Annotated in this window: 13 protein-coding genes and 5 pseudogenes; 9 read left to right on the forward strand and 9 right to left on the reverse strand. The window is 70.3% G+C overall.

Translation table 11 applies throughout. The features are described 5' to 3' along the window. The first annotated feature begins 84 nt into the window (after window positions 1-84). From V1L54_RS21425 to V1L54_RS21435, 3 genes are all read left to right on the forward strand, one after another. Entirely contained in the window at window positions 85-4338 is a 4254-nt protein-coding gene (locus tag V1L54_RS21425; protein ID WP_330119699.1) for a LamG-like jellyroll fold domain-containing protein, read from the forward strand. Between the two features lie 149 nt (window positions 4339-4487). Beyond that, a complete protein-coding gene (locus tag V1L54_RS21430; RefSeq protein WP_330119700.1) occupies window positions 4488-11438 on the forward strand; it encodes a polymorphic toxin-type HINT domain-containing protein in 6951 nt (2316 codons plus the stop codon). 106 nt (window positions 11439-11544) lie between these two features. After that, on the forward strand, window positions 11545-11940 hold the full coding sequence (locus V1L54_RS21435; RefSeq protein ID WP_330119701.1) for a hypothetical protein: 396 nt from the start codon (window positions 11545-11547) through the stop codon (window positions 11938-11940). Between the two features lie 234 nt (window positions 11941-12174). Here the strand turns inward: V1L54_RS21435 and V1L54_RS21440 are convergent, their stop codons facing one another. Beyond that, window positions 12175-12408: a hypothetical protein gene (locus V1L54_RS21440; protein WP_330119702.1), complete on the reverse strand. Its 234-nt coding sequence runs from the start codon at window positions 12406-12408 to the stop codon at window positions 12175-12177. A 528-nt stretch (window positions 12409-12936) separates the two neighbouring features. Here V1L54_RS21440 and V1L54_RS21445 point away from each other — a divergent pair. Next, the gene (locus V1L54_RS21445) at window positions 12937-14142 is read left to right on the forward strand and encodes an IS110 family RNA-guided transposase (protein ID WP_330119703.1); all 1206 of its coding nucleotides are present in this window, start codon (window positions 12937-12939) and stop codon (window positions 14140-14142) included. A 56-nt stretch (window positions 14143-14198) separates the two neighbouring features. Here V1L54_RS21445 and V1L54_RS21450 read toward each other — a convergent pair. Then, window positions 14199-14716, reverse strand: a pseudogene (locus V1L54_RS21450) (transposase); the annotation flags it as partial. Window positions 14717-14886: 170 nt separating this feature from the next. On the opposite strand from V1L54_RS21450, the gene V1L54_RS21455 reads away from it, so the two are divergent. Then, on the forward strand, window positions 14887-16107 hold the full coding sequence (locus V1L54_RS21455) for a monooxygenase (protein ID WP_330119704.1): 1221 nt from the start codon (window positions 14887-14889) through the stop codon (window positions 16105-16107). Window positions 16108-16326: 219 nt separating this feature from the next. Beyond that, window positions 16327-16611: a Rieske (2Fe-2S) protein gene (locus V1L54_RS21460; protein WP_330119705.1), complete on the forward strand. Its 285-nt coding sequence runs from the start codon at window positions 16327-16329 to the stop codon at window positions 16609-16611. Here V1L54_RS21460 and V1L54_RS21465 read toward each other — a convergent pair. From V1L54_RS21465 to V1L54_RS21485, 6 genes and pseudogenes are all read right to left on the reverse strand, one after another. Then, window positions 16594-17283, reverse strand: a complete 690-nt coding sequence (locus V1L54_RS21465) for an alpha/beta fold hydrolase (protein ID WP_330119706.1) — start codon at window positions 17281-17283, stop codon at window positions 16594-16596. The two genes, V1L54_RS21460 and V1L54_RS21465, sit on opposite strands and share 18 nt — an antisense overlap. A 171-nt stretch (window positions 17284-17454) precedes the next feature. Further along, on the reverse strand, window positions 17455-18120 hold the full coding sequence (locus V1L54_RS21470) for a response regulator (RefSeq protein WP_330119707.1): 666 nt from the start codon (window positions 18118-18120) through the stop codon (window positions 17455-17457). Then, window positions 18117-18473, reverse strand: coding sequence for an ATP-binding protein (locus tag V1L54_RS29515; protein ID WP_443076733.1), 357 nt, complete (start codon window positions 18471-18473; stop codon window positions 18117-18119). The genes V1L54_RS21470 and V1L54_RS29515 overlap by 4 nt, the downstream gene beginning before the upstream one ends. A gap of 161 nt (window positions 18474-18634) precedes the next feature. Next, window positions 18635-19292: pseudogene (locus tag V1L54_RS21475) on the reverse strand (transposase family protein); the annotation flags it as partial. Continuing rightward, window positions 19272-19751: pseudogene (locus tag V1L54_RS21480) on the reverse strand (IS1380 family transposase); the annotation flags it as partial. The pseudogenes V1L54_RS21475 and V1L54_RS21480, both read right to left, overlap by 21 nt. A gap of 135 nt (window positions 19752-19886) precedes the next feature. Then, window positions 19887-20642, reverse strand: coding sequence for an SDR family NAD(P)-dependent oxidoreductase (locus V1L54_RS21485; protein WP_330119709.1), 756 nt, complete (start codon window positions 20640-20642; stop codon window positions 19887-19889). Between the two features lie 275 nt (window positions 20643-20917). Between V1L54_RS21485 and V1L54_RS21490 the strand changes: the two genes are divergently transcribed. Together V1L54_RS21490 and V1L54_RS21495 are read left to right on the forward strand one after the other, a co-directional pair. Continuing rightward, window positions 20918-22141 carry an ISAs1 family transposase gene (locus tag V1L54_RS21490; RefSeq protein ID WP_330119710.1) on the forward strand — a complete coding sequence of 408 codons (1224 nt, stop codon included), beginning with the start codon at window positions 20918-20920 and terminating at the stop codon, window positions 22139-22141. 33 nt (window positions 22142-22174) lie between these two features. Next, window positions 22175-22963: a helix-turn-helix domain-containing protein gene (locus tag V1L54_RS21495; protein WP_330119711.1), complete on the forward strand. Its 789-nt coding sequence runs from the start codon at window positions 22175-22177 to the stop codon at window positions 22961-22963. A 433-nt stretch (window positions 22964-23396) separates the two neighbouring features. On the opposite strand, the pseudogene V1L54_RS21500 reads toward V1L54_RS21495, so the two are convergent. Further along, window positions 23397-23618, reverse strand: a pseudogene (locus V1L54_RS21500) (integrase core domain-containing protein); the annotation flags it as partial. 149 nt (window positions 23619-23767) lie between these two features. On the opposite strand from V1L54_RS21500, the pseudogene V1L54_RS21505 reads away from it, so the two are divergent. Further along, window positions 23768-24094, forward strand: a pseudogene (locus tag V1L54_RS21505) (amidase family protein); the annotation flags it as partial. Between the last annotated feature and the right edge of the window lie 84 nt (window positions 24095-24178).

Here is a 24178-nt window from a genome sequence, read left to right on the forward strand (position 1 = left end):
CGTCGCGCATCACAGGATCTTCGCACTCTGCTCCGGGGGGTTCAGGGGATGTTTCGGCGTGCTCGTGCACGGGGGTTGGGTGTCGTGGTGCTGGGCGCCGCGCTGGCCGTGGGTTTGCTGCCCGGCGTGGACTGGGAGCGGGCGGTCGCACGGCCTGCGGAGGCTGTTCGGGGGGAGGGCGCGGAGGCGCGGGCGTCGGCCGAGAGCAAGGCGCTGATGGAGGCGAAACGTTCCGGCGAACCGGTGGAGATCACCTCCTTACGCGGGGAGACCAGCGAGGTCCATGCCACCCCGGACGGGGACCTGGAGGCGGTCGAGTACCTGAGGCCCGTACGTGCCCGGGTGGCGGGCGAGTGGAAGCCGGTCGACACGGGGCTGGCCCGGACCGGTGAGGGCACCGTCGCGCCCGGGGCCACCACGGTGGCCCTGGAGTTCTCCGGCGGCGGTGACGGGCCGCTGGTCCGCATGACGAAGGCGGGCCGGGAACTGTCCCTGACCTGGCCGCAGGAACTTCCCACGCCTGAACTCGACGGTGACACGGCTGTCTACCGGGAGGTCCTCCCCGGTGTGGACCTGCGTATGGGGGCCCAGGCCGACGGCTTCACCCAGTTGCTGGTGGTGAAGACGTCCGAGGCCGCGAACAGCGCTGCGTTGAACGAGCTGCGGCTGCGGCTGGGCACCGGCGGGGTGCGGGTGCGTGAGACCGCGGACGGCGGGCTGGAGGCGGTCGACGACGGGGCCGGGGGCGCGGTCTTCGAGGCTCCGACGCCCCTGATGTGGGATTCCAGCGGCGGCGCGGAGACCGGGGAGGCGGCGGTGCGGAGTTCCGCCCTGTCCGGCACCGGTGGGGGCGAGCCGGGTGCGGGGGAGTCGGGGAAGCTTGCGCCGGTGGGGGTGGAGGTGCCCGTCGGCGGCGGTGAGCTGGTGCTGAGCCCGGACAAGGGGGTGCTCAGGGGCGAGGACACGGTCTACCCGGTGTTCATCGACCCGCAGTGGTACTCGCCGCGGGCATCGGCGTGGACGATGGCGTCGCAGTACTGGGCCTCCTCACCGCAGTGGAAGTTCAACGGCGACCCGGACGCGGGGCTGGGCTACTGCGGCTGGGACTACTGCCGGCCGCACGACACCAAGCGGCTCTTCTACCGCATCCCCACCAAGCGGTTCGAGGGCCGGACGGTCCTGTCGGCGGAGTTCGTGGTGCGCAACGTGTGGTCCGCCTCGTGTTCGGCACGCGAGGTGCAGCTGTGGCGCACCAGGGGCATCTCGTCGTCGACGACGTGGAACACCCAGAACGCGGACGGCTTCTGGGTGGACCGGCTGCGGACGGCGTCCTTCGCCCATGGTTACGAGGGCTGCGCGGCCAAGGACGCCGAGTTCGACGTGAAGCCGGCGGTGCAGCAGGCCGCGGACGGGCGCTGGGACACCCTCACGTTCGGCCTGCGGGCGAGCAGTGAGACGGACCGGTACGGCTGGAAGCGGTTCTCGGACAAGGCCCACCTGCGGGTGCGGTACAACCGCCCGCCTCCCCAGATCCGGATGTCGCAGCTGGTCCAGGACCCGGGAGGGACCTGCGCGAGGCCGGGCGCGGCCAAACGGGTGCGCACCCTGCCCAAGGTGCGGGCGAACAACGTCACCGACCCGGACGGGGACAACGTGGCGGTCCAGTTCCAGCTCTCCTGGGACACCGGCGACGGCAAGGGCTTCACCGGGCGGTGGACCTCGTCCCGCACGACGTACAAGGCCTCGGGGTCGGACTTCGTCATCACACTGCCGGGCAGCACACCGAAGAACAGGACGGTGGGCTGGCACGTGCGCTCCCACGACGGCGCCCAGTGGTCACCGTGGTCCTGGGTCGGCTCGGCCACCAGCTGCAACATGGTCTACGACACGACCGTCCCGGCCGGACCGTCGATCGGCTCGGGACAGTACCCGGCCTCCGATCCGGAGGATCCCGACGACCCGTGGCACGACGGAGTGGGCCGCTACGGCGGCTTCACCGTCGACTCCCCCACCTCGGACGTGGTCCGGTACCGGTTCGGGATCAACGGCGACCCCACCGCCGCGAACACCCTGACCACCTCCGGCGGCGGGGCGGAAACGGTGGACTTCATGCCGACCAGGCCGGGGCTGAACTTCGTCACCGCCCAGGCCTTCGACGCCGCCGGGAACGGCAGCGAGATCCGCACCTACCAGTTCCGGGTACGGGCCGGCCAGCCCGAACGCCTGGCCTGGAGCCTGGACGAGCCGGCCGGGGTCGGCGCGGTCGGCGGCGCGGGCGGCACCTGGCAAGCGACCCTGTCCGGTGCCCGGTCCGGCGCCGAGGGGAGGACGGGCGGCGCCCTGAGCTTCGACGGCACCGACGACCACGCCGCGACGGTCTCCCCGGTGCTGCACACCGGCAAGAGCTTCTCGGTGTCGCTGTGGGCCAGGCTGCCCGCGGCCGGACCGGACCGGGAGGTGGTGGCCCTGTCGCAGGAGGGCCGGGGCGGCAGCGGCTTCGAGCTGTCCTACTCCCCGGACTCGGGCGGCTGGGTGTTCTCCCGGCACCGGAGCGACAGCGCCGGTGCGGCGGTCGCACGGGCGGCGCAGCCCGCGTGCCCGCAGGGGGACACCGCCTGTACGGCCGGGCGGCTGGAGACCTGGACCCATGTCGCCGGGGTCTTCGACAACCCGGCCGGACGGCTGCGGCTCTACGTCGACGGGCGGCAGGTGGCCGACGCCCCGTTCACCGGCCCGTGGGACGCCCGCGGCCGCACCCTGCTGGGCGCGGCCCTGCGCTCCGGGAGCACCGGCGGGTTCTTCGCCGGGGACCTGGACGACGTCCAGCTCTTCGACTACCAGCTCACCGATCCCCAGGTCGCCCTTCTGGGCGAGGGGAAGCCTGTGCACACCTCGCGCCCGGCCAAACTGGTGTGGCCGCTGGACGAGGAGCCGGAGGCCACCGCGGTCACCGGCCGGGCCCAGCAGGTCGAGGCCACCCTGCGCGGCGGCGCCCGGACGGGAGTGCCCGGTACGTCCGGCACCGCACTGCGCCTGGACGGCACCGACGACCACGCGGACACCGACCGGCCGGTCCTGGACACCCACCAGAGCTTCTCGGTGTCGCTGTGGGCCAGGCTGCCCGAGGACAAGGCCGACCGGCCCATGGTGGCCGTCACCCAGGCATCCTCCCAGGCTCAGGGGTTCGAGCTGTCCCACTCCTCGGCCCTGGGCGGCTGGGTGTTCCTGCGCCCCCGCTCCGACGCCTCCGGCACCGGCATCACCCGGGCCGCGCAGCAGGCCTGCCCGGCCGGGACGAACTGCCCGGCCGCCCGGCTGGGCGAGTGGACCCACGTGACAGGGGTCTACGACCACGACGCCCGGCAGCTGCGCCTGTACGTCGACGGAAGCCTGGTGGCCACCGAGCCGTTCACCACCCCCTGGCTGGCCACCGGCCCGGTCACACTCGGCGCCGCCCTGCACGCCGACGGGCCCGGCGGCTTCCTCGAGGGCGACCTGGACGACGTACGCCTGTACGACCGGGCCGTCTCCGGCGACGAGGTGCGGCAACTGGTCAAGCAGCGCCCCCTGGTCAAGGGCCGCTGGATGTTCGAGGAGACGGCCGGCACCGCACCGGTCACCACCCCCGACGACTCCGCCGAGGGCAACCCGATGACCCTCCACGGCGGAGCACGGACCGGCACGGGCTGGATCGACCTCGGCGGCCTGGAACTCGACGGGGTGGACGACCACGCCGCCACCGGCACCGTACCGGTCGACACCGGCGCCAGCTTCACGGTGACGGCCTGGGCCCGGGCCGCCGCGGTTCCCGGGAACGGGCCCGTCACGGTGCTCAGCGCCGAGGGCGGCCGCAACTCCGCCTTCGCGGTGCGCTACCTGCCCGGCGCGGACGGCTCCCCGGCGTCGGGGCACTGGCGGATCACCATGCCGGGTGAGGACGACGAGGCGGCCCCGGCGACCGAGGTGGACCACCACCTCTACGGGGACGTCACCTCCTGGCAGCATCTGGCGCTCGTCTACGACGGCTTCGCCAAACGGCTGAGCCTCTACGTCAACGGCGAGCTGGAGGAGACCGCCTGCGCCGACGCCGAGGGGGACGGGAGCGCGGACGACGCCCAATGTACGGAGCGCGCCTCGTGGGCCGAGAACGCCCTGTCGTTCACCGCGGGCCGGACGCTCCAGGTCGGCCGGGTGAAGACCGCGGGCTCCTGGGGGGAGTACTGGCCCGGCACGGTCGACGACGTGTGGGTGGTCCAGGGGGCGCTGAGCGACGCGCAGGTCGAGTACCTGGCCGGTCAGTGGTTCGAGGTGCCGACCGGGATACCGGGCCCGGACTGATCACGCAACCGGGCACACCGGGGACCGCCACCGGTGCACCCGGCTGCGTACCCGCACGGCATGTGCGGCTGTTTCACGACTTCTTTCTTGACTTCCTGTGTCCGGACGAACCCGCCCGGACGTGATCTTCGGTGAGGGATGGGACAGGGATGACCGGCAGACCGGGGAGACGGACGGGGGCGGGGCTGCGGCGCTGTACGGCGCTGGCGGTGTCGGCCCTGATGGTGGGAACACTGCTGCAGACGTCGGCCGTGCCCGTGGTGGCGGCCGACGGGGGACGGGGCCGCCCCGCACTGCCCGCGGCCGAGAAGCCGGTCGCCGGCGCCGAGAACGTCAGGGTCAAATCCCGCAGGGCGTACCGGGGACCGAAGACTCCGCAGCAGGCGCCCGAGGCGGCCTGGCCGAAGGCCGGCGAAGACGTGGTGGAACTCCCCGAACCGGAAGCCGGGAGCCCGGCCGTCCCCGCACCGGAGAAGGCCGCGGGGATGCCCATCGCACTCGGCGTACCGGCCGCGGCAGGGACCGAGAACCCCCGGGCCCGCACCAGGGCGACCGGACCGGCGGCGAGCGGTGAGGTCGAAACCCGGGTCCTGGGCAGGAAGCAGACGGCCGAGGCGGGTGTGGACGGTCTGCTGTTCACCCTTGCCCTGGAGGACGGCGACGCGGGGAAGACCGGTGTGACGGTCGACTACTCCTCCTTCGCACAGTCCTACGGCGGTGGCTACGCCTCCCGGCTGACCCTGGTGGAGCTCCCGGAATGCGCGCTGACCACCCCGGAGAAGGAAGCCTGCTCGACACCCCGGCCCATCCCCACGGCCAACGACACCGAGCGGCGGAGACTGACCGCGGGCAGCGTCACCCTCCGCTCCGGCACCCCGACCGTGCTGGCCGCCGTAGCTGACGACAAGGGGATGGAGGGCGACTACAAGGCCACCCAGCTCTCCCCGTCGGCCACCTGGCGCACCGACCTCAACACCGGTGACTTCACCTGGTCCTACGAGATGCCGGTGCCGGAGGTGCCCGGCGGTCTGAAGCCGAACGTCGGCCTGTCCTACTCCTCGGGAGCGATCGACGGCCGCACGGGATCGACCAACACCCAGTCGTCCTGGGCGGGTGACGGCTTCGACCTGTGGCCCGGCTACATCGAGCGCCGCTACAAGCCCTGCGCCGACGACGGGGTGGAGAACGCGGACGGCAACGAGCCCGGTGACCTGTGCTGGGGCTACGACAACGCGTTCATCTCCTTCAACGGCAAGGGCGGTGAGCTGGTCCCGGCCGGGAAGGACACCTGGAAGCTCCGGCAGGACGACGGCACCCGGATCAAGCGCCTGACCTCCGCCGAGCGCGGCAACGGCGACGACGACGGCGAGTACTGGGAGGTCACCACCCCGGACGGAACCCGCTACTACTTCGGCCACAACCGGCTGCCCGGCTGGGCCTCCGGCAAGGAGACCACCGACTCCACCTGGACCGTCCCCGTCTTCGGCGACGACTCCGGCGAACCCTGCCACGCCTCGTCGTTCGCCGGCTCCTGGTGCCGGCAGGCCTGGCGGTGGAACCTGGACTACGTCGTCGACCGGCACGGCAACGCCGTCGCCTACTACTACGACAAGGAGACCAACTCCTACGGCCGCAACCTGAAGAAGACCGACGACACCCGCTACGACCGCGGTGGCCACCTGGACCGCATCGAGTACGGGCTGAGGTCCGCCGACCTGTACGCGGGCAAGCCGCCGGCCAGGGTGGACTTCACCAGTTCCGAGCGCTGCCTGCCCGAGACCGGGGTGACCTGCGCGCCGGACACCATCGACGACAAGGCCTTCCACTGGTACGACACGCCCTGGGACCTCAACTGCGACGCCGGTGAGGACTGCGACCGGCGCCTGTCGCCGACGTTCTGGACCCGCAAGCGGCTGACCGGGGTCAGCACCCATGTCCTCAAGGCCGACGGCACCTACGGCAAGGCCGACTCCTGGACGCTCGGCCACCGCTGGGGCATGGCCGACATCGACTACCAGCTCCTGCTGGACAGCGTGCAGCACACCGGCCACACCGCCACCCCGGCGGTCACCCTGCCGAAGACCACCTTCGCCTACACCCAGCGGGAGAACCGGCTCGACCGGACCGGCGACGGGTACGCGCCGTTCGTCAAGGAGCGCCTGTCGACGGTGGCCGACGAGTCCGGCGGCCGCATCGACGTCAACTACTCCGCCCCGGCCTGCGACGCGGCCTCCCCGCCCACCCCGCGGTCCAACACCACCCGGTGCTTCCCCCAGTACATCGGGGGATCGGCGACGGACGACCCGGAACTGCACTGGTTCAACAAGTACGTCGTCACCTCCGTCACGGCCACCGACCGGACCGGAGGAGCACCGGACCAGGTCACCCGCTACGACTACCTGGGCGGCGCCGCCTGGCACTACGACGATGACGACGGGCTGACCAGGGAGAAGCACAGGACCTGGTCGCAGTGGCGCGGCTACGGGCACGTACGGGTGCGCACCGGCGGCCAGGACGCCGCCACCGTCAGGACGCAGCAGGACCACTACTTCCTGCGCGGCATGCACGGCGACCGCGCCCGGCCCGACGGCGGCGAGAAGACCGTCACCGTCTCCCTCGGGGACGGCGAGGGCGACCCGATCACCGACCACGAGTCGGTGGCCGGCTTCGCCTACAAGACCGTCACCCACTCCGGACCCGGCGGCAAGGTCCTGGCCAAGACGGTCAACCGGCCCTGGCACCACGAGACCGCGAGGAAGGTACGCGACTGGGGCACGGTGACCGCCAACCTCACCGGCACCTCCCACACCAGGGCATGGACCTCCCTGGACGACGGCGCGGGCGACAGATGGCGGGTCACCTCCACGGCGACGAAATACGACACCGTGGCCGGACGCGCCATCGAGGTGGACGACCGGGCGGACGACTCCACCGCCGCGGACGACCAGTGCACCCGCACCACGTACGCGACCAGCACCGACAGGAACATCCTGAACCTGCCGTCGCGGGTGGAGACCGTGGCCAAGTCCTGCGGCACGGCGCCGGACCGCGCCAGGGACGTCATCTCCGACGTCCGCACCGCCTACGACGGCGGAGCGTACGGGGCGGCGCCCACCAGGGGTGACAACACCGCGACCGCCACGCTCGAGGAGCACGACGGCACCAGGGCCGTCTACCTGGAGTCCGGCGCGACCTTCGACTCCTACGGCCGCCCCCTGACCAGCACCGACCTGACCGCGGACGTCACCGTACAGGGCAGCGGAACCCCGGTACGCGCCCCGCGCTCCGACGGCCGCACCACGACCACCGTCTACAGCCCGGCCACCGGCCTCCCGGCGAAGGTGACGGAGACCAGCCCGCCGGCGGCCGAGGGGGACAGCGCCTCTGCGCTGACCACCACCACCGAACTGGAACCGCTGCGCGGCCTGCCGAGCGCGGTCCACGACACCAACGGCGTCACGACGACGTTCGCCTACGACGCACTGGGCCGCACATCGAGGATCTGGCTGGCCGACCGGCCCACCAGCGCGGTCCCCGACCACCAGTTCAGCTACACCGTGGCCGAGAACCGGCCGGTCGCGGTAGCCACCAGGACCCCGAACAACCAGGGCGGCCAGTACACGGCGTACACGATCTACGACGGCTTCCTGCGCGAACGCCAGACACAGGCCCCCGGCCCCGACGGCGGGCGGATCCTCACGGACGTCTTCTACGACGAGCGCGGTCTGACCGCCAGGACACACGCCCCCTACTACGCCGAGGGCGACCCGGGCAGTGGCATCTTCGCCCTCACGGACGCCCTGTCGGTGGAGACCCAGACGCACTACGCCCACGACGGGCTGGGACGGGAGACCGAGGCCCGGCAGATCGCCGGAAACGGCGACGGCGGCACCGTCCTGAACTTCACGAAGACGCTGTACGGCGGGGACCGCACCACCGTCATCCCGCCGGAGGGCGCCACCGCCACCACCACACTCACCGACGCCCGGGGGCGGACCACCGAGCTGCGCCAGCACCACCACCGCGCGGCCGACGCCCCCTACGACGCGATCACCTACCGCCACACCCCCCGGGGCGAACTGGCGAAGGTCACCGACGCGGAGGGCAACACCTGGCAGTACACCTACGACCAGCTCGGCCGGAAGGTCCGCGACGAGGATCCGGACCGGGGCGTCACCAAGAGCACGTACGACGACCGTGGCCTGCTCACGTCCACCGAGGACGCCCGCGGAACCGTCCTCGTCAACCGCTACGACGGCCTGGACCGACGGATCGAGCTGCGCGAGGGCTCGGCCGCGGGCGCGCTGCGCGCCAAGTGGGTCTACGACACCGTCAGCGGAGCCAGAGGACACCTGGCCGAGGCCGTGCGCTACCACGACGGGAACGCGTACACCTCCAAGGTGACGATGTACGACAAGTACTACCGGGCCGTGCGGACCGCCATGGTCATCCCCCCGGCCGAGGGGGAACTGGCGGGCACCTACCAGACCGGCACCGCCTACAAACTCTCCGGCCTGGTCGGCGCCGTCAGCTACTCGGCCGCCGGCTCCCTGCCCGGCGGCGGCGTCACCCACGACTTCGACGACCGCACCCTGTGGGTGACCTCGTCCTTCGGACGGGGCTTCGACGCCGACGTCAGCCACAGCCTGACGGGTAAACCACTGCAGTACGCGCTCGGCTCGTCCGGCAGCAGCCCGAAGGCCTGGGTCACCAACACCTACGAGTGGGGCACCCGGCGCCTGGCCACCTCACGCGTCGACCGGCAGGACGTCAACGGCGTCGACCGGCACAGCACCTACCGCTACGACCCGGCGGGCAACGTCCTGTCCGTCGCCGACGTCTCCCGCTCCGGCACCGACAACCAGTGCTTCGCCTACGACCACCTGCGCCGCCTCACCGAGGCGTGGACACAGCCCACCCGGACCTGCGCCACCGCGCCCGAGGCCGGCGTACTCGGCGGTCCGGCCCCGTACTGGCACTCCTACACCTACGACAAGACCGGCAACCGGCGGACCGAGACCCGGCACGACACGGGCGGTGACCCGGGCAGGGACGTACGGCGGACCTACCAGTACCCGGACCCCGGCAGCCCGCGGCCGCACACCCTGACCTCGGTCACCACCACCGGCCCGACGGGCACCGCCCGGGACGGCTACGGCTACGACGCAACCGGCAACACCGCCACCCGCACCCTCGGCGGCGACACCCAGAAACTGGACTGGGACGCCGAAGGGCACCTGGCCAAGGTGACCGAACCGGTCGAAGGCGGGGCCGACAAGGTCACCGAGTACCTGTACGACGCCGACGGCAACCGGCTCATCGGCCGCACCCCGACCGAGACCACCCTCTACCTCGGCCACACCGAGATCACCCTGGCCAAGGGCGCCACGGAGCCGAAGGCCACCCGGTACGCGGACCTCGGAGGCGGCCACCAGGCCGTCATCGAGGACGACGGCACGGTCTCCTTCACCGTCGCCGACCACCACGGCACCGGCCATCTCGCCATCGAGGCGGGCGACCTGGCGATGACCCAGCGCCGCAGCCTGCCCTTCGGCGGACCGCGCGGCGAGCAGCCGGGGCCTTGGCCCGGCACCAGGGGCTTCGTCGGCGGCACCACCGACACCGCCACCGGCCTGACCCACCTCGGCGCCCGCGAGTACGACCCCGGCACCGGCCGCTTCGTCTCCGTCGACCCGATCATGGACCTGGCCGACCCCCAGCAGATGCACGGCTACAGCTACGCCAACAACAACCCGCTCACCTGGTCCGACCCCACAGGTCTCAAGCCCTCCTGCGGCCGTGCGGGCTGCGCCGGTGGCGCCGGGGGATTCATCGGCGGCGGGCCCATCGGGCACGCGGGCGGCTTCGTGGGCGGCGGACCCGTCGGACACGCGGGCGGGTTTGTCGGTGGGGGGCCCATCGGGAACGTGGGCGCCTCCGCCGGCGGTGGACCGATCAAGGCGCCCGGGCCGGTCCGCGTCAAACTCGGCGGAGTCGAGATCCCCACCGAGAAGGAGATCACCAAGCTCCGCACCTACCGGGAGAACGTCGACTACCAGACCAACGTGGAGATGTGGGCGCGGGTCAAGTGCATCCCCCAGAGCGCCATCACCAGCAGCTTCTGTCAGGCGGCCGGCGGTCTCGGATGGCTGGGCAACTCCCCCGATATCGACTTCCTGGAGGTCATCGGGGCGCGCGACTACTACGACTGTGTGGGCAAGGGCTCGGGCAGCGCATGCAAGTCCGCCCTCCTCGATCTGGGAATCTCGGTCTTCACCGCGGGATCGGGAAAGGTGGTGAAGACCCTCGGCAAGGCGATTCTGAGCGGGTTGAAGCGCGGGGACAGCATCCCCGTCAAGTGCCTTGTGGGCAACAGCTTCGCCCCCGGAACACTGGTCCTGATGGCCGACGGCACGACCAGAGCCATTGAGGATGTCGAGATCGGCGACAAGGTCATGGCCGCCGACCCGGATACGGGCGAACTGTCCGCCAGAACCGTCACCGCGGAGATCACCGGAAACGGCGAGAAGGACCTCGTCGAGGTCACGATCGGGACGGATGACGGTTCTGGGGCTGACCGGTCCGTCATCGTCGCCACCGACGGCCACCCCTTCTGGGTCGACACCACGGGCGAGTGGACCGACGCGGCCGACCTCGTCCCCGGACAGCGGCTGCTGACCGGCACCGGTGACCGGGTCACAATCGCGGCCGTCCGGCACTACACCCGGTCCACTGAGGTCCACAACCTCACCGTCGCCGACCTCCACACGTACCATGTGCTGGCGGGCGAGACGCCGGTACTCGTTCACAACACGGGCGGGAGTGATGATCCAGGCTCCTTCTCCGGCACGGTCTTCCGGGATGGAAAGTACCGGTTTCAGATTTATTCCAACGATCATGGCCCCGCGCATGGGCACCTGATCGGACCGGGAATCAAGGGAGACGGGATACAGATCGGGCAGAACGGCAAGCCACTCGACCCCAAGGTTCAACTGACCAAGGATCAACAGCGCGTCATCGACAACAATCTGCGAGACATCCGCAAGGCCATCAGGAAGAGCATGGCCGCCCATAGATTGGCTGGTGGCAATGGGTGCTAGTTCTTCAGATCCGAGCCCCATCGTCCTGGAAGTCGCCCGCCGCACCGGCAGCGGGACCGTTGACCTCTCCAGTGGGCACGCGCGCTGGGAGGTCTACAGGCGGGCCATGGACTCACCGGCCGAGTGGGATTCGCTGCTGGAGATCGTCGGGCTGGAACCCGATCCGTCGATCGCCATGTCCGTGGTCCTGCGGATGCTGGAGCGGGTTCCCGAGGCCGAAAGGACCGTCTGGGCTGAGCGGATCCCGGTGGAGGAGAAGCGCTCGTCGGCCGTCCTCCGAGTGCGCGAACTGCGGGTCCTGGAGGCTGTGAGCGGTGCGGCGGGAGCGGAGTGCGTTCCGACTTCCGACGAGGTCTCGGGATGGTCCGACTGGCTGCAGCGCCGCGCCTCGGAGGAATCGATCTCGCCGGGGGTTCTGGAGCTGCTGAGTCGGTTCGGACGAACGCGGCGGGTCAGACACCTTGCCTCGGAAAGGCTGCGTGCCCTGCGGCGGAGACAGTGATCGCGGGGATTCCGCCGGGCCCCGGCCTCCGGAGTGGGGCCCGGTGACGGCCCCTGCTCGGGTGCCCGGTCGCTACGGTGACCAGTCCTTGGGCGGGCTTGCCGGTCGCGCCGCCCACCGAGGCGTAGCTGGCACCGGTCTGCGGGGCGAGGGGCGTGCCTCTCCCTCGCCCCACGGACCGCGGCGTTCCGGCGGTACGCGCCTGCTGCCCGGTGAGTCCCGCGGCGGTCACCGTCAGGCGTTGCCATCGAAGGGCCTGTCGCTCCAGCGGAACCACGCACGGTCTCCGTCGATGTGTAGCAGGAACTCCGCAACTGGGCCTGAGGGCGCGGTCAGCGAGATGGTTTTCCGGATGCGGTCGTGGACCTTTTCCCGCTCAGCCCAGTGCTCCTCGTCGTCGGACTCCGTCAGCTCGGCGTCCCGACTTACGCAGTCCGGCCCGGAGAAGCCGATGGCGGCAAGGAACATGAGTCCAGCGCGCAAGGTTCCCGCGGGAACGCTCGTCGGTTATGGCATAGTCAGCGTCAGTTCGGTGGTCAGTGGTGCAATTTGTGGGGTATTAGACAAATTCGCCCCTCGGACACAAACCATTTCCCCACGGTCTCGACGAGACCGTGGGGTTTTCGCGTTCGGGGGGATGTCGGGCTCGGGGCTGATCGTCGCCCGTACGGTCTGCCGGCCGGGGGTGTGGGCGAGCCGGAGACCGAGGCGCCGGTAGAGCTCGGCCTTGTCCTCGGGGTCGGCCTGGCGGACGGCGGCGGCGGGCTCCTTACCTTCTTGTGGTGGGCTCGTCCTGGTCCTTCGTACGATCGGGAGACCCAGGGGCCCGGGTGTGGCTCAAAAAGCTCATGCCGCTCGTGTGGCTTTCAGTGATTGGCCGCCCGGCGCCCCGCGACGACACGGCCGCTCATTGGGATGCGCGAACTTGATCGCTCTGTAAGGACACGTCGGCGAGGTCGTCTGCAGGGCCAACACCGAGACGGCAGGGGAGGCACGATGCCCAAGCTGTGGGCGGGGGTAGACGCGGGCAAGGCCGAGCACCACTGCACGGTGATCGGCACGGATGGCGCGAAGGTGCTGTCGCGGCGGATCGCCAACAGCGAACCCGAGCTGCTGGACCTGATCCGTGACGTGCTGACACTGGCCGGCGGGGAGGAGGTGATCTGGGCGGTCGACCTGAATGCCGGCGGGGCCGCGTTGCTGATCACCCTGCTGCTCGGTCACGGCCAGCGCCTGCTCTACCTTCCCGGCCGCACCGTCCACCACGCCTCGGGCGCCTACCGCGGCGACGGGAAGACGGACGCGAAGGACGCCTTCGTCATCGCCGACCAAGCGAGGATGCGCCGCGACCTGCAGCCGCTGCAGGAGTGGGACGAGATCGCCGTGGACCTGCGGATCCTCACCGCCCGCCGCTACGACCTGACCGCCGACCGCACCCGCACCACCAACCGGCTGCGCGCCCAGCTGCTGGAGTACTTTCCCGCCCTGGAGCGCGCCTTCGACTACGCCATCTCCAAGGCCGCCCTCACCCTGCTGACCGGCTACCAGACCCCGGCCGCCCTGCGCCGCATCGGTCAATCCCGCCTGACCACCTGGTTGAAGAACCGCAAGGTGCGCAACGCCGACGCGGTGGCCGCCACCGCGCTCGAGGCCGCGCACGCCCAGCACACCGCCGTTCCCGGGGAGAGGACGGCCGCCGCCATGGTGCGCATCCTCGCGAAGGAGTTGTTGGCCCTGGGCGAGGAGATCGAGCGGACCGACGCGCTGATCGCGGCCCGCTTCCGCGAGCATCGCCATGCCGAGGTGATCACCAGCATGCCCGGCATCGGCGCCCTGCCCGGCGCCGAGTTCATCGCCTGCACCGGCGGCGACCTGGATGCCTTCGGCACCTTGGGGCGCCTCACCGGGGTCGCCGGCCTGGCCCCGGTCCCCAAGGACTCCGGCCGCATCAGCGGCAACCTGCGCCGGCCCCGCCGCTACCACCGCCGCCTGCCGCGCGTGTTCTACCTCTCCGCCCAGGTCCCCGCCCGCTGCTGCCCGACATCGAAGGCCTTCTACCAGCGCAAACAAGCCGAGGGAAAGACCCACAGGCAGGCTGTCCTGGCCCTCGCCCGACGCCGCCTCGATGTGCTGTGGGCCCTCATTCGCGACCAGCGCACCCTCACCACCGAGCCGCCCCGACGCGACCTCGCGACGGCCTGACCCGCCCCGCCCCGCCCTGCCCGACCAGCGACCTTGACAACCACCATCGGGAATCACTGTCTGGCCGCGATGAGAGGTTGCATGACGTCGCGGACCTGGGCCGCAGTCACACCGGCGACGTCGTCGGCCGGGCCGCACGGCGCCGAGGATCGCGGTCCATGAGGTCCGGCCCGGTTCCAGGGCGGCGATGAACGAGTACGGCCAGCCCGGGATCAGCTGGGCCTGGTTCTTGCCGCGGCCGTAGACGTGACAGAACAACCTGTCGGGGCTGGTGGCGGCGTCCGGGCGCAGCCGGGCGTGACGTCCACGGCCAGGACCAGCCGCCCGCGCACCGCGGTAGCGGCAGCCCTGTGAGGACGCCACGAAGCCGTTCGACCTCGATCCAGCCCTTGTTCAGCGCGTCGTACGACGCGCCGTGCCCGCGCCGGTGCTCGGGCGGCAACGACAACCCGACCAGGGTTCGTACCGGCCCATCAGTACAGAGCACCGCGTCGGTGAGCTCGAACAGCGCGTCGACCCGCGCGGTCAGGCAGGCGTAGAAGTCGGTTCTGAGCTGAGTTTGGCTCCCGTCCATCGCCGACGGACTTTCGTGGGCGTGACTTCGGGCCCAGTTGCGACGGGCCTTGATTCTCGTGCGGGTGTCGAACGGCGCTCCGGAGAGAAGTACCGTGGTACCACCTCCCTCCCGAAGATGACGACCACAGTACGACGAAACAGGACGGAATCGAGCCTAGCGTTCAGGCTATGACGAAACCTGGAAGTCCACTGCGGAGGTTCGGGGCGGTCACCATCGCGCTGGCGACGGCGTTCGCTGTCGTCGCCTGCGGGTCGGACGCCGACAACAGTGCGCCCCCAGCGGCCGGCCCGCACAGCGCGCACGCGGGCGGGTCGTCGGCTCCACCGCAGCCGCTGCGCGCCGGCGAGCGGTTCGTCGACCTGAAGATGGCCGAGGCCTACACGCCCGCGCCGCCGGACGGCGCCGTGGACGAGTACCGGTGCCAGGTGCTCGATCCGGGCCTGACCAAGGAGGCGTTCCTGACCGGGACCCAGGTCATGCCGGAGAACGTCGCCATCGCGCACCACGGCATCGTGTACGCGGTGCCGCCGGGCGGCGCTGCCGCGGTGCGCGAGCAGGACGCGAAGACTCCCGGCCTCGGCTGGCAGTGTTTCGGCGGGACCGGCGTGGACGGCGCCGACGTGGAGGGCGACGACGAGGGCGCCGACCCGGGCGCGGCGTGGGTGGACACCTGGGCGCCGGGCGCCACGGAGACGCTGCTCGACCAGGACGCCGGCTTCAAGCTGGAGCCGGGCAGCCTGATCATCCTCCAGATGCACTACAACCTGCTCGCGACCGACGGCAAGCCGGGTGGGTCGGACCGCTCGGCGGTGCGGCTGCGGCTGACGGACGGCACGCCGCAGACCCGGGAACTCGAGACGTGGTCGCTCGACGCGCCGACCGACCTGCCCTGTGCCGCCGACGAGTCGGGTCCGCTCTGTGACCGGGCGGCCTCGATCGCGGACGTGACGAAGCGGTTCGGGCCGGAGGTCGGCGAATTCGCGGACCGTCAGGTGGAGGAGTGCAACGAGGGCGGCGTGCCGAAGCCCGGTGACACCCAGTCCTGCGACCACGAGGTGGAGGAGCCGGTGACGGTGTTCGCCGGTTTCGGTCACATGCACATGCTCGGGCGGTCCATGAAGGTCGAACTCAACCCGGGCACGCCGAAGGCCAAGGTCCTGCTGGACGTGCCGCAGTTCGACTTCGACAACCAGCGGATGGTGAAGCTGCCGTCGCCGGTGGAGGTCGGTCCGGGGGACACGCTGCGGGTGACGTGTACGCACGACGCGGGGCTGCGCAAACAGCTGCCGCAGCTGAAGAAGCTGCCGCCGCGCTACGTTGTGTGGGGCGACGGCACCGGCGACGAGATGTGCATTGGCATCATGACGGTCTCCCCCCGCAAGTCCTGACGAAGCGTCGAACATGTGTGAGCTCACTGAGGTCAACAAGCCGAAAAACACCACTGTTTGCGCTCAGGAGGCATCGTCTTGCCAGATCCAACACGCCGCACGGTTGTCTGCGGCCTGCTAGCCGGTCTGGTCGCACCGGTTTCCCTAGCCGCCTGCTCGTCCGAGACACCCGCCGCCAACCCGCCCGCCGGAGGATCCTCCGGCTCCGGTGGCACGCCGTTGGCCAAGCTGGCCGACGTCCCGGTCGGCAGCGGGGCGATCGTGGACGGACCGTCAGGCAAAGTCCTGATCGTCCGGCCATCGGAGAACGAGGTCAAAGGGCTCGACCCGGCCTGCCCGCACGCGGGCGTCACCGTTTCCCAACCGGCGGGCGGCACCATCACATGCCCCGGCCACGGCAGCGTCTTCGACGCCGCGACCGGCGACATGAAGAAAGGGCCGGCGACCACCGGCCTGACCCCGATCCCGGTGAAGATCAGCGGCGACTCAGTCGTGACCGCCTAGAAAGGTGTCGGCGGCCCGCCGGAACTCGGCGGGCCGTTCGACCCAGGGATAGTGGCCGCACTGGTCGATCAGCACGACATCGCCGTTCGGGAAAAGCCTCGCCAGCGCCTTCACCGGCCGCACACCCGTCAGACAGTCCTGCGCGCCACCGAGCACCAATGTCGGTGCCTTCACCGCAGCGGGCCTTCCGGCCAGGTCTTCCGGTGGCTGCACGCTGAAAAACGCCTGCGCCGCGGCGAGGTCGAACTTCCCCAGTTGTGCGTGCTTCTGTTCGGCTGCCGTCCAGGCGGCGTACCCCATCGGGGCGCACGCCTGCTGCCAGGCATTGAACGCTGTCTCGTCGGACAGATCGGCGCCGCCTTGGAACGCGGCAACAGCTTTGTCGAACACCGGGTCGCCACTTCGTTCACCGATGAGCTCCGCCGCGTCGGCGGGCTCGTCTACCAGATAGGTGGACGGCGGCGTGACGAGAAGGAGTCGGGCGACCCGCTCCGGATACTGCGCCGCGTAGCTGATCGCGAGCCTGGTGCCGGCAGAATGGCCGATGATGGTCAACCGCTCCTGCCTCAGATGCTCGCGCAGCGACTCGACATCACGGGCTTGAGTCCAGTACGCGCCGGTTTCGGCTCGCTCCGGCTTTGGTGACTTGTCGACAGCTCCGAGCTCACACACGTCCGCACTGAACTCACACCCGTGCGGCGTCGTGGCAGTCGGACGGGCGGTGACGTGGGCGGCTGCAGGCGGACCCGGCAGCGGAGCGGTCGATCACGCCGAGCGGATCGGCCCGGAGCGGTGCGGCTGGGAACTACGGTCGCGCCCTCGACGGACGCGCGAGACGAAGCGCTAAATCGGCCGGGTGAGTCTCAGGTCGTAGGCGAGGATGACGGCCTGGATCCGGTCCCGTGCGCCGATCTTGGCGAGGACCCGCCCGACGTGGGTCTTCACCGTCGACTCCGACAGCGTGAACCGTTGCGCGATCTCGCCGTTGGTGAGGCCGTGGCCGATGGCGACGAGGATCTCGCGCTCACGGCCGGTCAGGGAGTCCAGCCGGGGATCCTCCCGCACGGGCCCGCAGAGGTCATCGCCGAGCCGGTCGGCGAACGCGTCGAGCAGTCGCCGAGTCAGCGCCGGCGCGATTACCGCGGCCCCGGCGGCGACGGCCCGGATGCCGGCGAGCAGCTCCTCCGGGCGGATGTCCTTCAGCAGGAAACCGCTCGCCCCGGCCCGCAGCGCGGCGAGCGCGTACCGGTCCACGTCGAACGTCGTCAGCACCAGGATCCGCGAACGCCCACCGGCGGCGACGATGCGCCGGGTGGCCTCGATCCCGTCGACGTCCGGCATGCGGATGTCCATCAGCACCACGTCGGGATGCAGCTTGGTGGTCCACCGAACGGCCTCGGCGCCGTTCTCGGCCTCGCCGACGATCTCGGTGTCGGGGGTGCTCTCCAGCAGCATGCGAACCCCGAAGCGCTGCAGCGGCTGGGCGTCCACCACGAGCACAGAGATCATGAATGGTTGCCTTCAGGGTCGCGTAGACGGTCCAGCCGCCGTCCGATGCGGGGCCGACGCTGACCGTGCCGCCGTAGAGCGCGGCGCGTTCGGCCATGTCGGCGAGGCCGAGACCCGCGTCGCCCGGCGATGCCTACTTCATACCGAGCGAACCTGAGACGACTGTTAAAACGGCGCTCAGGCCGGTTGGCCGCCGGCGCGGGTTCGTCGTCGGGCGGGCCGCTGTCGTGCACGACGATGTGGATCTGGCAGGAGTCGGCCGCCAGGCTCAGGTCGACGGTGGTGCGCGGGCCAGCGTGCTTGAGGGCGTTGGTCAGGGCCTCCTGCACGATGCGGAAGGCGGCCAGTTGCATGCCGAGGTCCAGCCGGTCGGGGCTGCCGGATCGCAATCATTGCAACAGCCGATTTCGCAGCGCTCGGAACTCGTTCTCCAGGGCGACGTTCGACTCCTTGCGGTGCTCGATGATCACGCTTGTCTCGATCGGGGCTGGGAGACACTGAGCGTTTTCCAACCTCATGCTGATGCGGCGAGGTGGAGGGTGAGGACGGCCTGGACCAGGCCGGTGATCCGGGTGGTGGAGCAGCGGAGCTTGCGCAGGAGCCGCCAGGACTTGAGGGCGGCCACCGCCTGCTCGCCCAGGGCACGGATGCGGGCGTGGGAGTGGTTGTGAGCCTGCTGCCCGGCCGAGAGCTTCTCCCAGCGGCCCCCGTAGGGCACCCGTGTGGTGCCGCCGGCGTCTCGGTGGCCTTTATCGGCCCAGCAGACCGCGCCGGCCTCGGCCAGGGCGTCGATGATGCCGTGCGTGCGGGCGGTCCGGAGGTCGTGGACCGCTCCGGGCGGCGCCGGGGAGGCCCAGAGCAGCTTCCCGGACGGGTCGGCCAGGACCTGGATGTTCATGCCGTGCCGCTTGTGCTTGCCCGAGTAGTACGGCCGGTTGGCGGCGATCCGGTCGATCGGCAGCACGGTGCCGTCCAGAATCACAAAGGCCTTGGCGGCGGCCGTCTTCATGGCGTCGGCCAGGCGCGGGGCCAGGGCCGCCAGGATCTCGACGGCCTCACGGATGTAGCGGTGGACGGTGGCAACCCCGATCCGGAAGGCTGCGGCGAGCCGGGTGTTGGGGGTGCCCCCGGCCGAAGGCTGGGGGAGTGTCGCCGCAGCGCAGGTGGGCCAGGGCGGAGTCCTCCAGGTCGGCGAAGACCTGCTCGATGATGGCGTGGCGGCGGTGGGTGGCCTCGGCGTCGACGAGGCCGAGCGCGGTGTCGGTGAACACGGCGTGGAAGCGGTGGGCGGCGAACAGTTCGCCCTGCCCCTGGGGGATGGGGGCCTGGCCGAGCCGCTTGACGCGGCGGACCAGGAGCCGGGCTGTGGTGTGGTACTTCTTCGGCTTGCCGGTGAAGGCGGTGTATGCGGTCTCGGCGACCTCGGCGTCGGAGACCCACCGCTGCCCGTCTTCGTCGAAGACCGCGTCCGGGTACTTGATCGTCGTCCATGCGGTGGCGTCGAGGGCGGCGAGGGTGGTGCGGACCTTCTTGCGCTGGGCGATGGCGAAGGGGAAGCGCACCCCCAGACGGCGGCAGGCGGCCACGGTCTTGCGCGAGCAGAATGCGGAGTCGCCGCGCACGATGATCTGGTTCGGGCGGCGAGTGCAGGAACTTCCGTCCTGGAATGCCTCGCCCCCTGTCCAGCGACCGGCCCACCCTCCGCGACTACACCGTCAACTGCGAAGTGGCCGCCTTCCCGTGCGGAAGTTCTGCAGGGAAAGGGTTCACCAGGGGATGTCGACGCCCTCCCAGAGTGTGAAGGTTCCGGAAGCGCCGTCCGGCCCGAGACGGGCGACTCGGACGATCTCTCTCGCAGCGTCCTGGACCGACTCCGTTCCCTCGAAATTGACGAGAGCGGTGTTTGCGAATCCCGGTGAGACGAGGTTGACCTTGATGCCGGTGGTTTCCTGTTCGATCATCATCGACAGTGTTATCGCGTTGAGCGCGGACTTCGACGCGGCGTAAACCGGTTCGAACGCGGCATGGAACGAAAAGGCCGGATCGGCCATGGTCGTCAGCGATCCCAGGGCGCTCGTGACGTTCACGATGCGCGCATCTGCCGAGTTGCGAAGCAACGGGAGCATCGCCTGGTAGACGGCCAGAGGGCCGAAGACATTGACCTCCCAGACGGCTCGCACCTCATCGAGGGAGACCGTGCTCGGTGCCGACGAGGCGCGCAACTGGGACATGTCACGAATGTCGTTGCGAGTGGTGGAGATCGCCGCGTTGTTGACGAGGAGGTCGAGCCGCCCTGCCGTTTCCCGGATGCGGTCAGCGGCAGAGGAAATCGACGCGGCGTCGGTCACGTCCAATTGCAGTGCGACAGCTCCACCGCCGATCTCCAGGGCTGCTGCCTCACCGCGAGCGAGGTCGCGGGAGCCGACGAATACGGTCACGCCGTCGGAAACCAGTTCCCTCGCCACGTGCTTGCCCATGCCCTGGTTGGCTCCGGTGACAAGAGCGATGCGGTTAATGGGCACGGGAATCTCCTTCTACGGTGCGATTGCGGTGGACGAGCGCTCGTGCTGTCCGGCACATCGCGCTCCTGAACAACTGTCGGGTGCCTCCGGCGGGGCGGGAAGACCTGCTGAGGAGTGGTCCTGGGAGGGCCACCCCGCGCGGTTGGGTCAGGGCGGTTGCAAGTTCCGGGATCGCGTAGATCGTCCCTGCTGAGTGGGGGCTGGCGCGGTAACAGCACAGGCACGAGACCGGTGATCACCAGGGTGTCTACGCCAGCTGATCACATCGAGGTCCCGTGCCTGCCGCTCCGTCCTCCCCGATACCCGACGCCCTGGCGAAACCGGAACTCCTTCACCCGCACGACACCGGCCGCCTGTGCGCTCACCTCCAGCGCGTACCCGATCCGCGTTCGCGCCGCGGCCGGTGGTATCCCCTGGTCGGCCTGCTGCTGATCTGCGCCTGTGCCGTCGTCTCCGGCGCCCGGACCCTCACCGAGATCACCGAGTGGGGACAGCGCGCCACCACCAGGGTGCTGGAACAACTCGGCATCCGCCGCCACCTGCCCGGACGCCGCAGCGCCCCCTCCCATGCCACCTTCACCCGTCTCCTGGCCGCCCTCGACGGCGATTCCCTGGATGCCGCGATCGGCGCCCACCTGGCCGAAGGCAGCCACACCGATCCCGGTGGCACCGGCCCGGTGCCGCGGCCGGCGATCGCGGTGGACGGCAAGGCGCTGTCCGGCTCCGCGCACCGGGGCCGGCGCCACCGGCACCTGCTGCCCGCGGTGACCCACGCCTGCGCCCTCACCCTGGCCCAGCGAGAGGCGGGGGCCAAGACAGGCGAGACGTCGGCCTTCCGCCCGCTGCCGGCACCACTTGACCTAACCGGCGCCGTGGTCACCTTCGATGCCCTGCACAGTGTCAGGGACCAGGTGCGCTGGCTGGTGCAGGAGAAGAAAGCCCACTACATCGCGGTGATCAAGGGGAACCAGCCGACCGCGTCGGCCCAGGTCAAAGCCCTGCCATGGGAGCAGGTGCCGGTGGCGCACACGTCTTCCGGGAGTGGGCACGGGCGGCGGGAGTCCCGCTCGGTCAAGACCATGGCCATCGCGGCGAACCTGGGCGGGATCGCCTTCCCGCAGGCGCGGCTGGCCCTGCGCATCCACCGGCGCCGTCAGGAGAGCGGCAAGCGCCAGACCCGGGAGGCGGTCCACGCCGTCACCAGCCTCGACATTCACCAGGCCAGCCCTGCCGACCTGGGCGGATACGTGCGCGGACACCGGGGAATCGAAAATTCCAGCCACCACGTCAGAGATGTGGTGTTCGCCGAGGATGCCTCCACCGTCCACACCGGCAGTGCGCCGCGGGCGATGGCCGCTCTGCGGAACCTGGCCATCGGCAGGCTGCGACTGCTGGGAGCCGACAACATCGCCAAGGCCACCCGAGCGATCCGGGACGCACCCGAACACGCCGTCTGGATCTGGGGCGTCACCGGCACCCCGCCCCTACCCGGAACTTGAAGCCACCCTGCGGTTGGGTGGAGAATGGGGATCATGTCGGCGAGAACCAGGGCGGACTTCGGAAGCTACCTCCGGGAGCGACGGTCGAAGGCGACACCGCCCGAGCGGCCGGATGGCCGGCGCCTCTCACGGCGACAGGTTCCTGGACTGCGACGTCAGGAGCTGGCGGAGGCCGCGGGGATCTCCGTCGAGTACTGCACGCGCCTCGAACAGGGAAGGGTGGCGCATCCTTCGAGAGAGGTACTGGCCGCACTGGCCAGGGCTCTCGGCCTCCCCTCGGCGCAGCGAGACCACCTGTTCCGGCTTGCGGGCGAGCTACCGCCCGAACCTGCGGCGCCGGACAGCGAGATCCGTCCGGGGCTCGATCGCCTGCTACGGGGTTTCGGGAGCTCCACCCCTGTCACCGTCCACGATGGGCGCCTGGACGTGCTGGCCCGCAATGCTGCGGCGACCGAGATCCTCGGGGAGCCTCCCACCACGGGCCGGTACGGCCGCAACATCGTCTACCAGGGCTTCGCGGCAACGGCGCGTCGCATCCTCGGCAGCGAGGGCGCCGACCGCTACGCCCGCTGGGCGACGGCGGAGCTCCGTTCCGCCATCGGCCGCTATCCCGACGATGAGCGCCTCCGCGGTCTCGTCGCCGAACTGTCCGCCACCAGCGGCGATTTCTGCCGTCACTGGGCACAAGGCGAGGTCGCCGCCGAACGGTCCGGTGTGAAGCGGTTGCGCCATCCGACACGCGGATGGCTGACGTTCCAGAGCGAAATGCTGCACGACACCGCACGGGATCACTGGATCGTCATCTACGCGCCCGCCACCTGACCCGAAGCACTGAAAGGCATCCCCCCCTCAAACATCTCCGCCGCGCCCCCAGCTGCCGGAATCTGACCTCCTGCAACGCGAGGTCACTGCTCGAAGCAGGCGAGCTTCGGACCGCTCCTGCACCCTGAATTGCGGTGAGCCCACAAAGGGAGCTATCCAACACATCGAACAAAATAGTCCGTCAGGCTCCGGCATACATACAGGAAGCCCGCAAAGGCGGCGTTCGAGGCATTCTGTCACGAACGCTCCGTACTGCAGCATGCAATGCGAAGAAGGCGCGACGGGTATTCACGCACCCCTGCCCGCTCTGCAAATGTCCGCAAAAGCTGTCCGCAACTACGACCGCGCACTCATCGTCAATCGCGGATCTGTCAAACGAGCGGATCCGTCTCACTTCCGGAGTGCGTTCATCGTTGCTGGTGCAGGGCCGGACCTAGGTGTGTTGTCCTGGCAGGTTGGTGACGCGGCTGGCGGGTGATTGACCGCCGATGCCGGTGCGGGGTCGGTGGTAGTTGTACCAGTCCAGCCAGTCCGGGAATGTGGCCTGTCGCTCGTGGTCTGAGGTGTAGGGCGGGACGTAGGCCCATTCGTCCAGCAGGGTGCGGTTGAAGCACTCGGCCTTGCCGTTGGTCTGCGGACGACAGGGGCGGATGCGCTCGATCAACAGCCGTCTACCGTCCACAGTCAACCGGGCATTATGGGCCACGAAGACCTCCCTGCGGTGTAGTCCTAGGCAGCTCCACCACAGCGGAGGTCTTCGCCATGCTCAAGACCTGCGCCTGTCAACAACGCTCGTGATCAATACAGCTAGGGCCGTTCTTCGCGGAGTACGACGTGCTGCTCACCCCGGCACTCGCCCGCCGCTCCCCCCTGGCTGCACCGTGGCACGAGCGGGGCTGGCTGTGCAACGTGGCCGCCAACTCGGCGTACGCGCCGATGACTCCGGCGCGGAACCTGACCGGCCGGCCCGCGATGGCCGTCCCGCTGGGCACCCTGCCCTCCGGGGTGCCCTGCGCGGTGCAGCTGGTGGGCCGGCCCGGCACCGAGTCTGAACTGCTGGACTCGGCCGACGAGTTGGAACGGCGGTGTCCGTGGCGGCGGACGGCACCGCTGGAGACCGCCGACGGGTGAGGACGTCGCCGCGCCGAGGCTCCGGGACCCGTTGGGGAACTGCCGCCCACGCTTGCCCCTCACATTGGTGTCAGCTTTTAGGGT

It is taken from the genome of Streptomyces rubellus (genome assembly GCF_036323805.1).
GTDB lineage: Bacteria > Actinomycetota > Actinomycetes > Streptomycetales > Streptomycetaceae > Streptomyces.

Coding starts and splice junctions, on each gene's coding strand:
- V1L54_RS21440 (WP_330119702.1), bottom strand. CDS start 12,408: ATGTTCCTTGCCGCCATCGGCTTCTCCGGGCCGGACTGCGTAAGTCGG.
- V1L54_RS21430 (WP_330119700.1), top strand. CDS start 4,488: ATGACCGGCAGACCGGGGAGACGGACGGGGGCGGGGCTGCGGCGCTGT.
- V1L54_RS21435 (WP_330119701.1), top strand. CDS start 11,545: ATGGACTCACCGGCCGAGTGGGATTCGCTGCTGGAGATCGTCGGGCTG.
- V1L54_RS21455 (WP_330119704.1), top strand. CDS start 14,887: ATGACGAAACCTGGAAGTCCACTGCGGAGGTTCGGGGCGGTCACCATC.
- V1L54_RS29515 (WP_443076733.1), bottom strand. CDS start 18,473: ATGCAACTGGCCGCCTTCCGCATCGTGCAGGAGGCCCTGACCAACGCC.
- V1L54_RS21495 (WP_330119711.1), top strand. CDS start 22,175: ATGTCGGCGAGAACCAGGGCGGACTTCGGAAGCTACCTCCGGGAGCGA.
- V1L54_RS21470 (WP_330119707.1), bottom strand. CDS start 18,120: ATGATCTCTGTGCTCGTGGTGGACGCCCAGCCGCTGCAGCGCTTCGGG.
- V1L54_RS21445 (WP_330119703.1), top strand. CDS start 12,937: ATGCCCAAGCTGTGGGCGGGGGTAGACGCGGGCAAGGCCGAGCACCAC.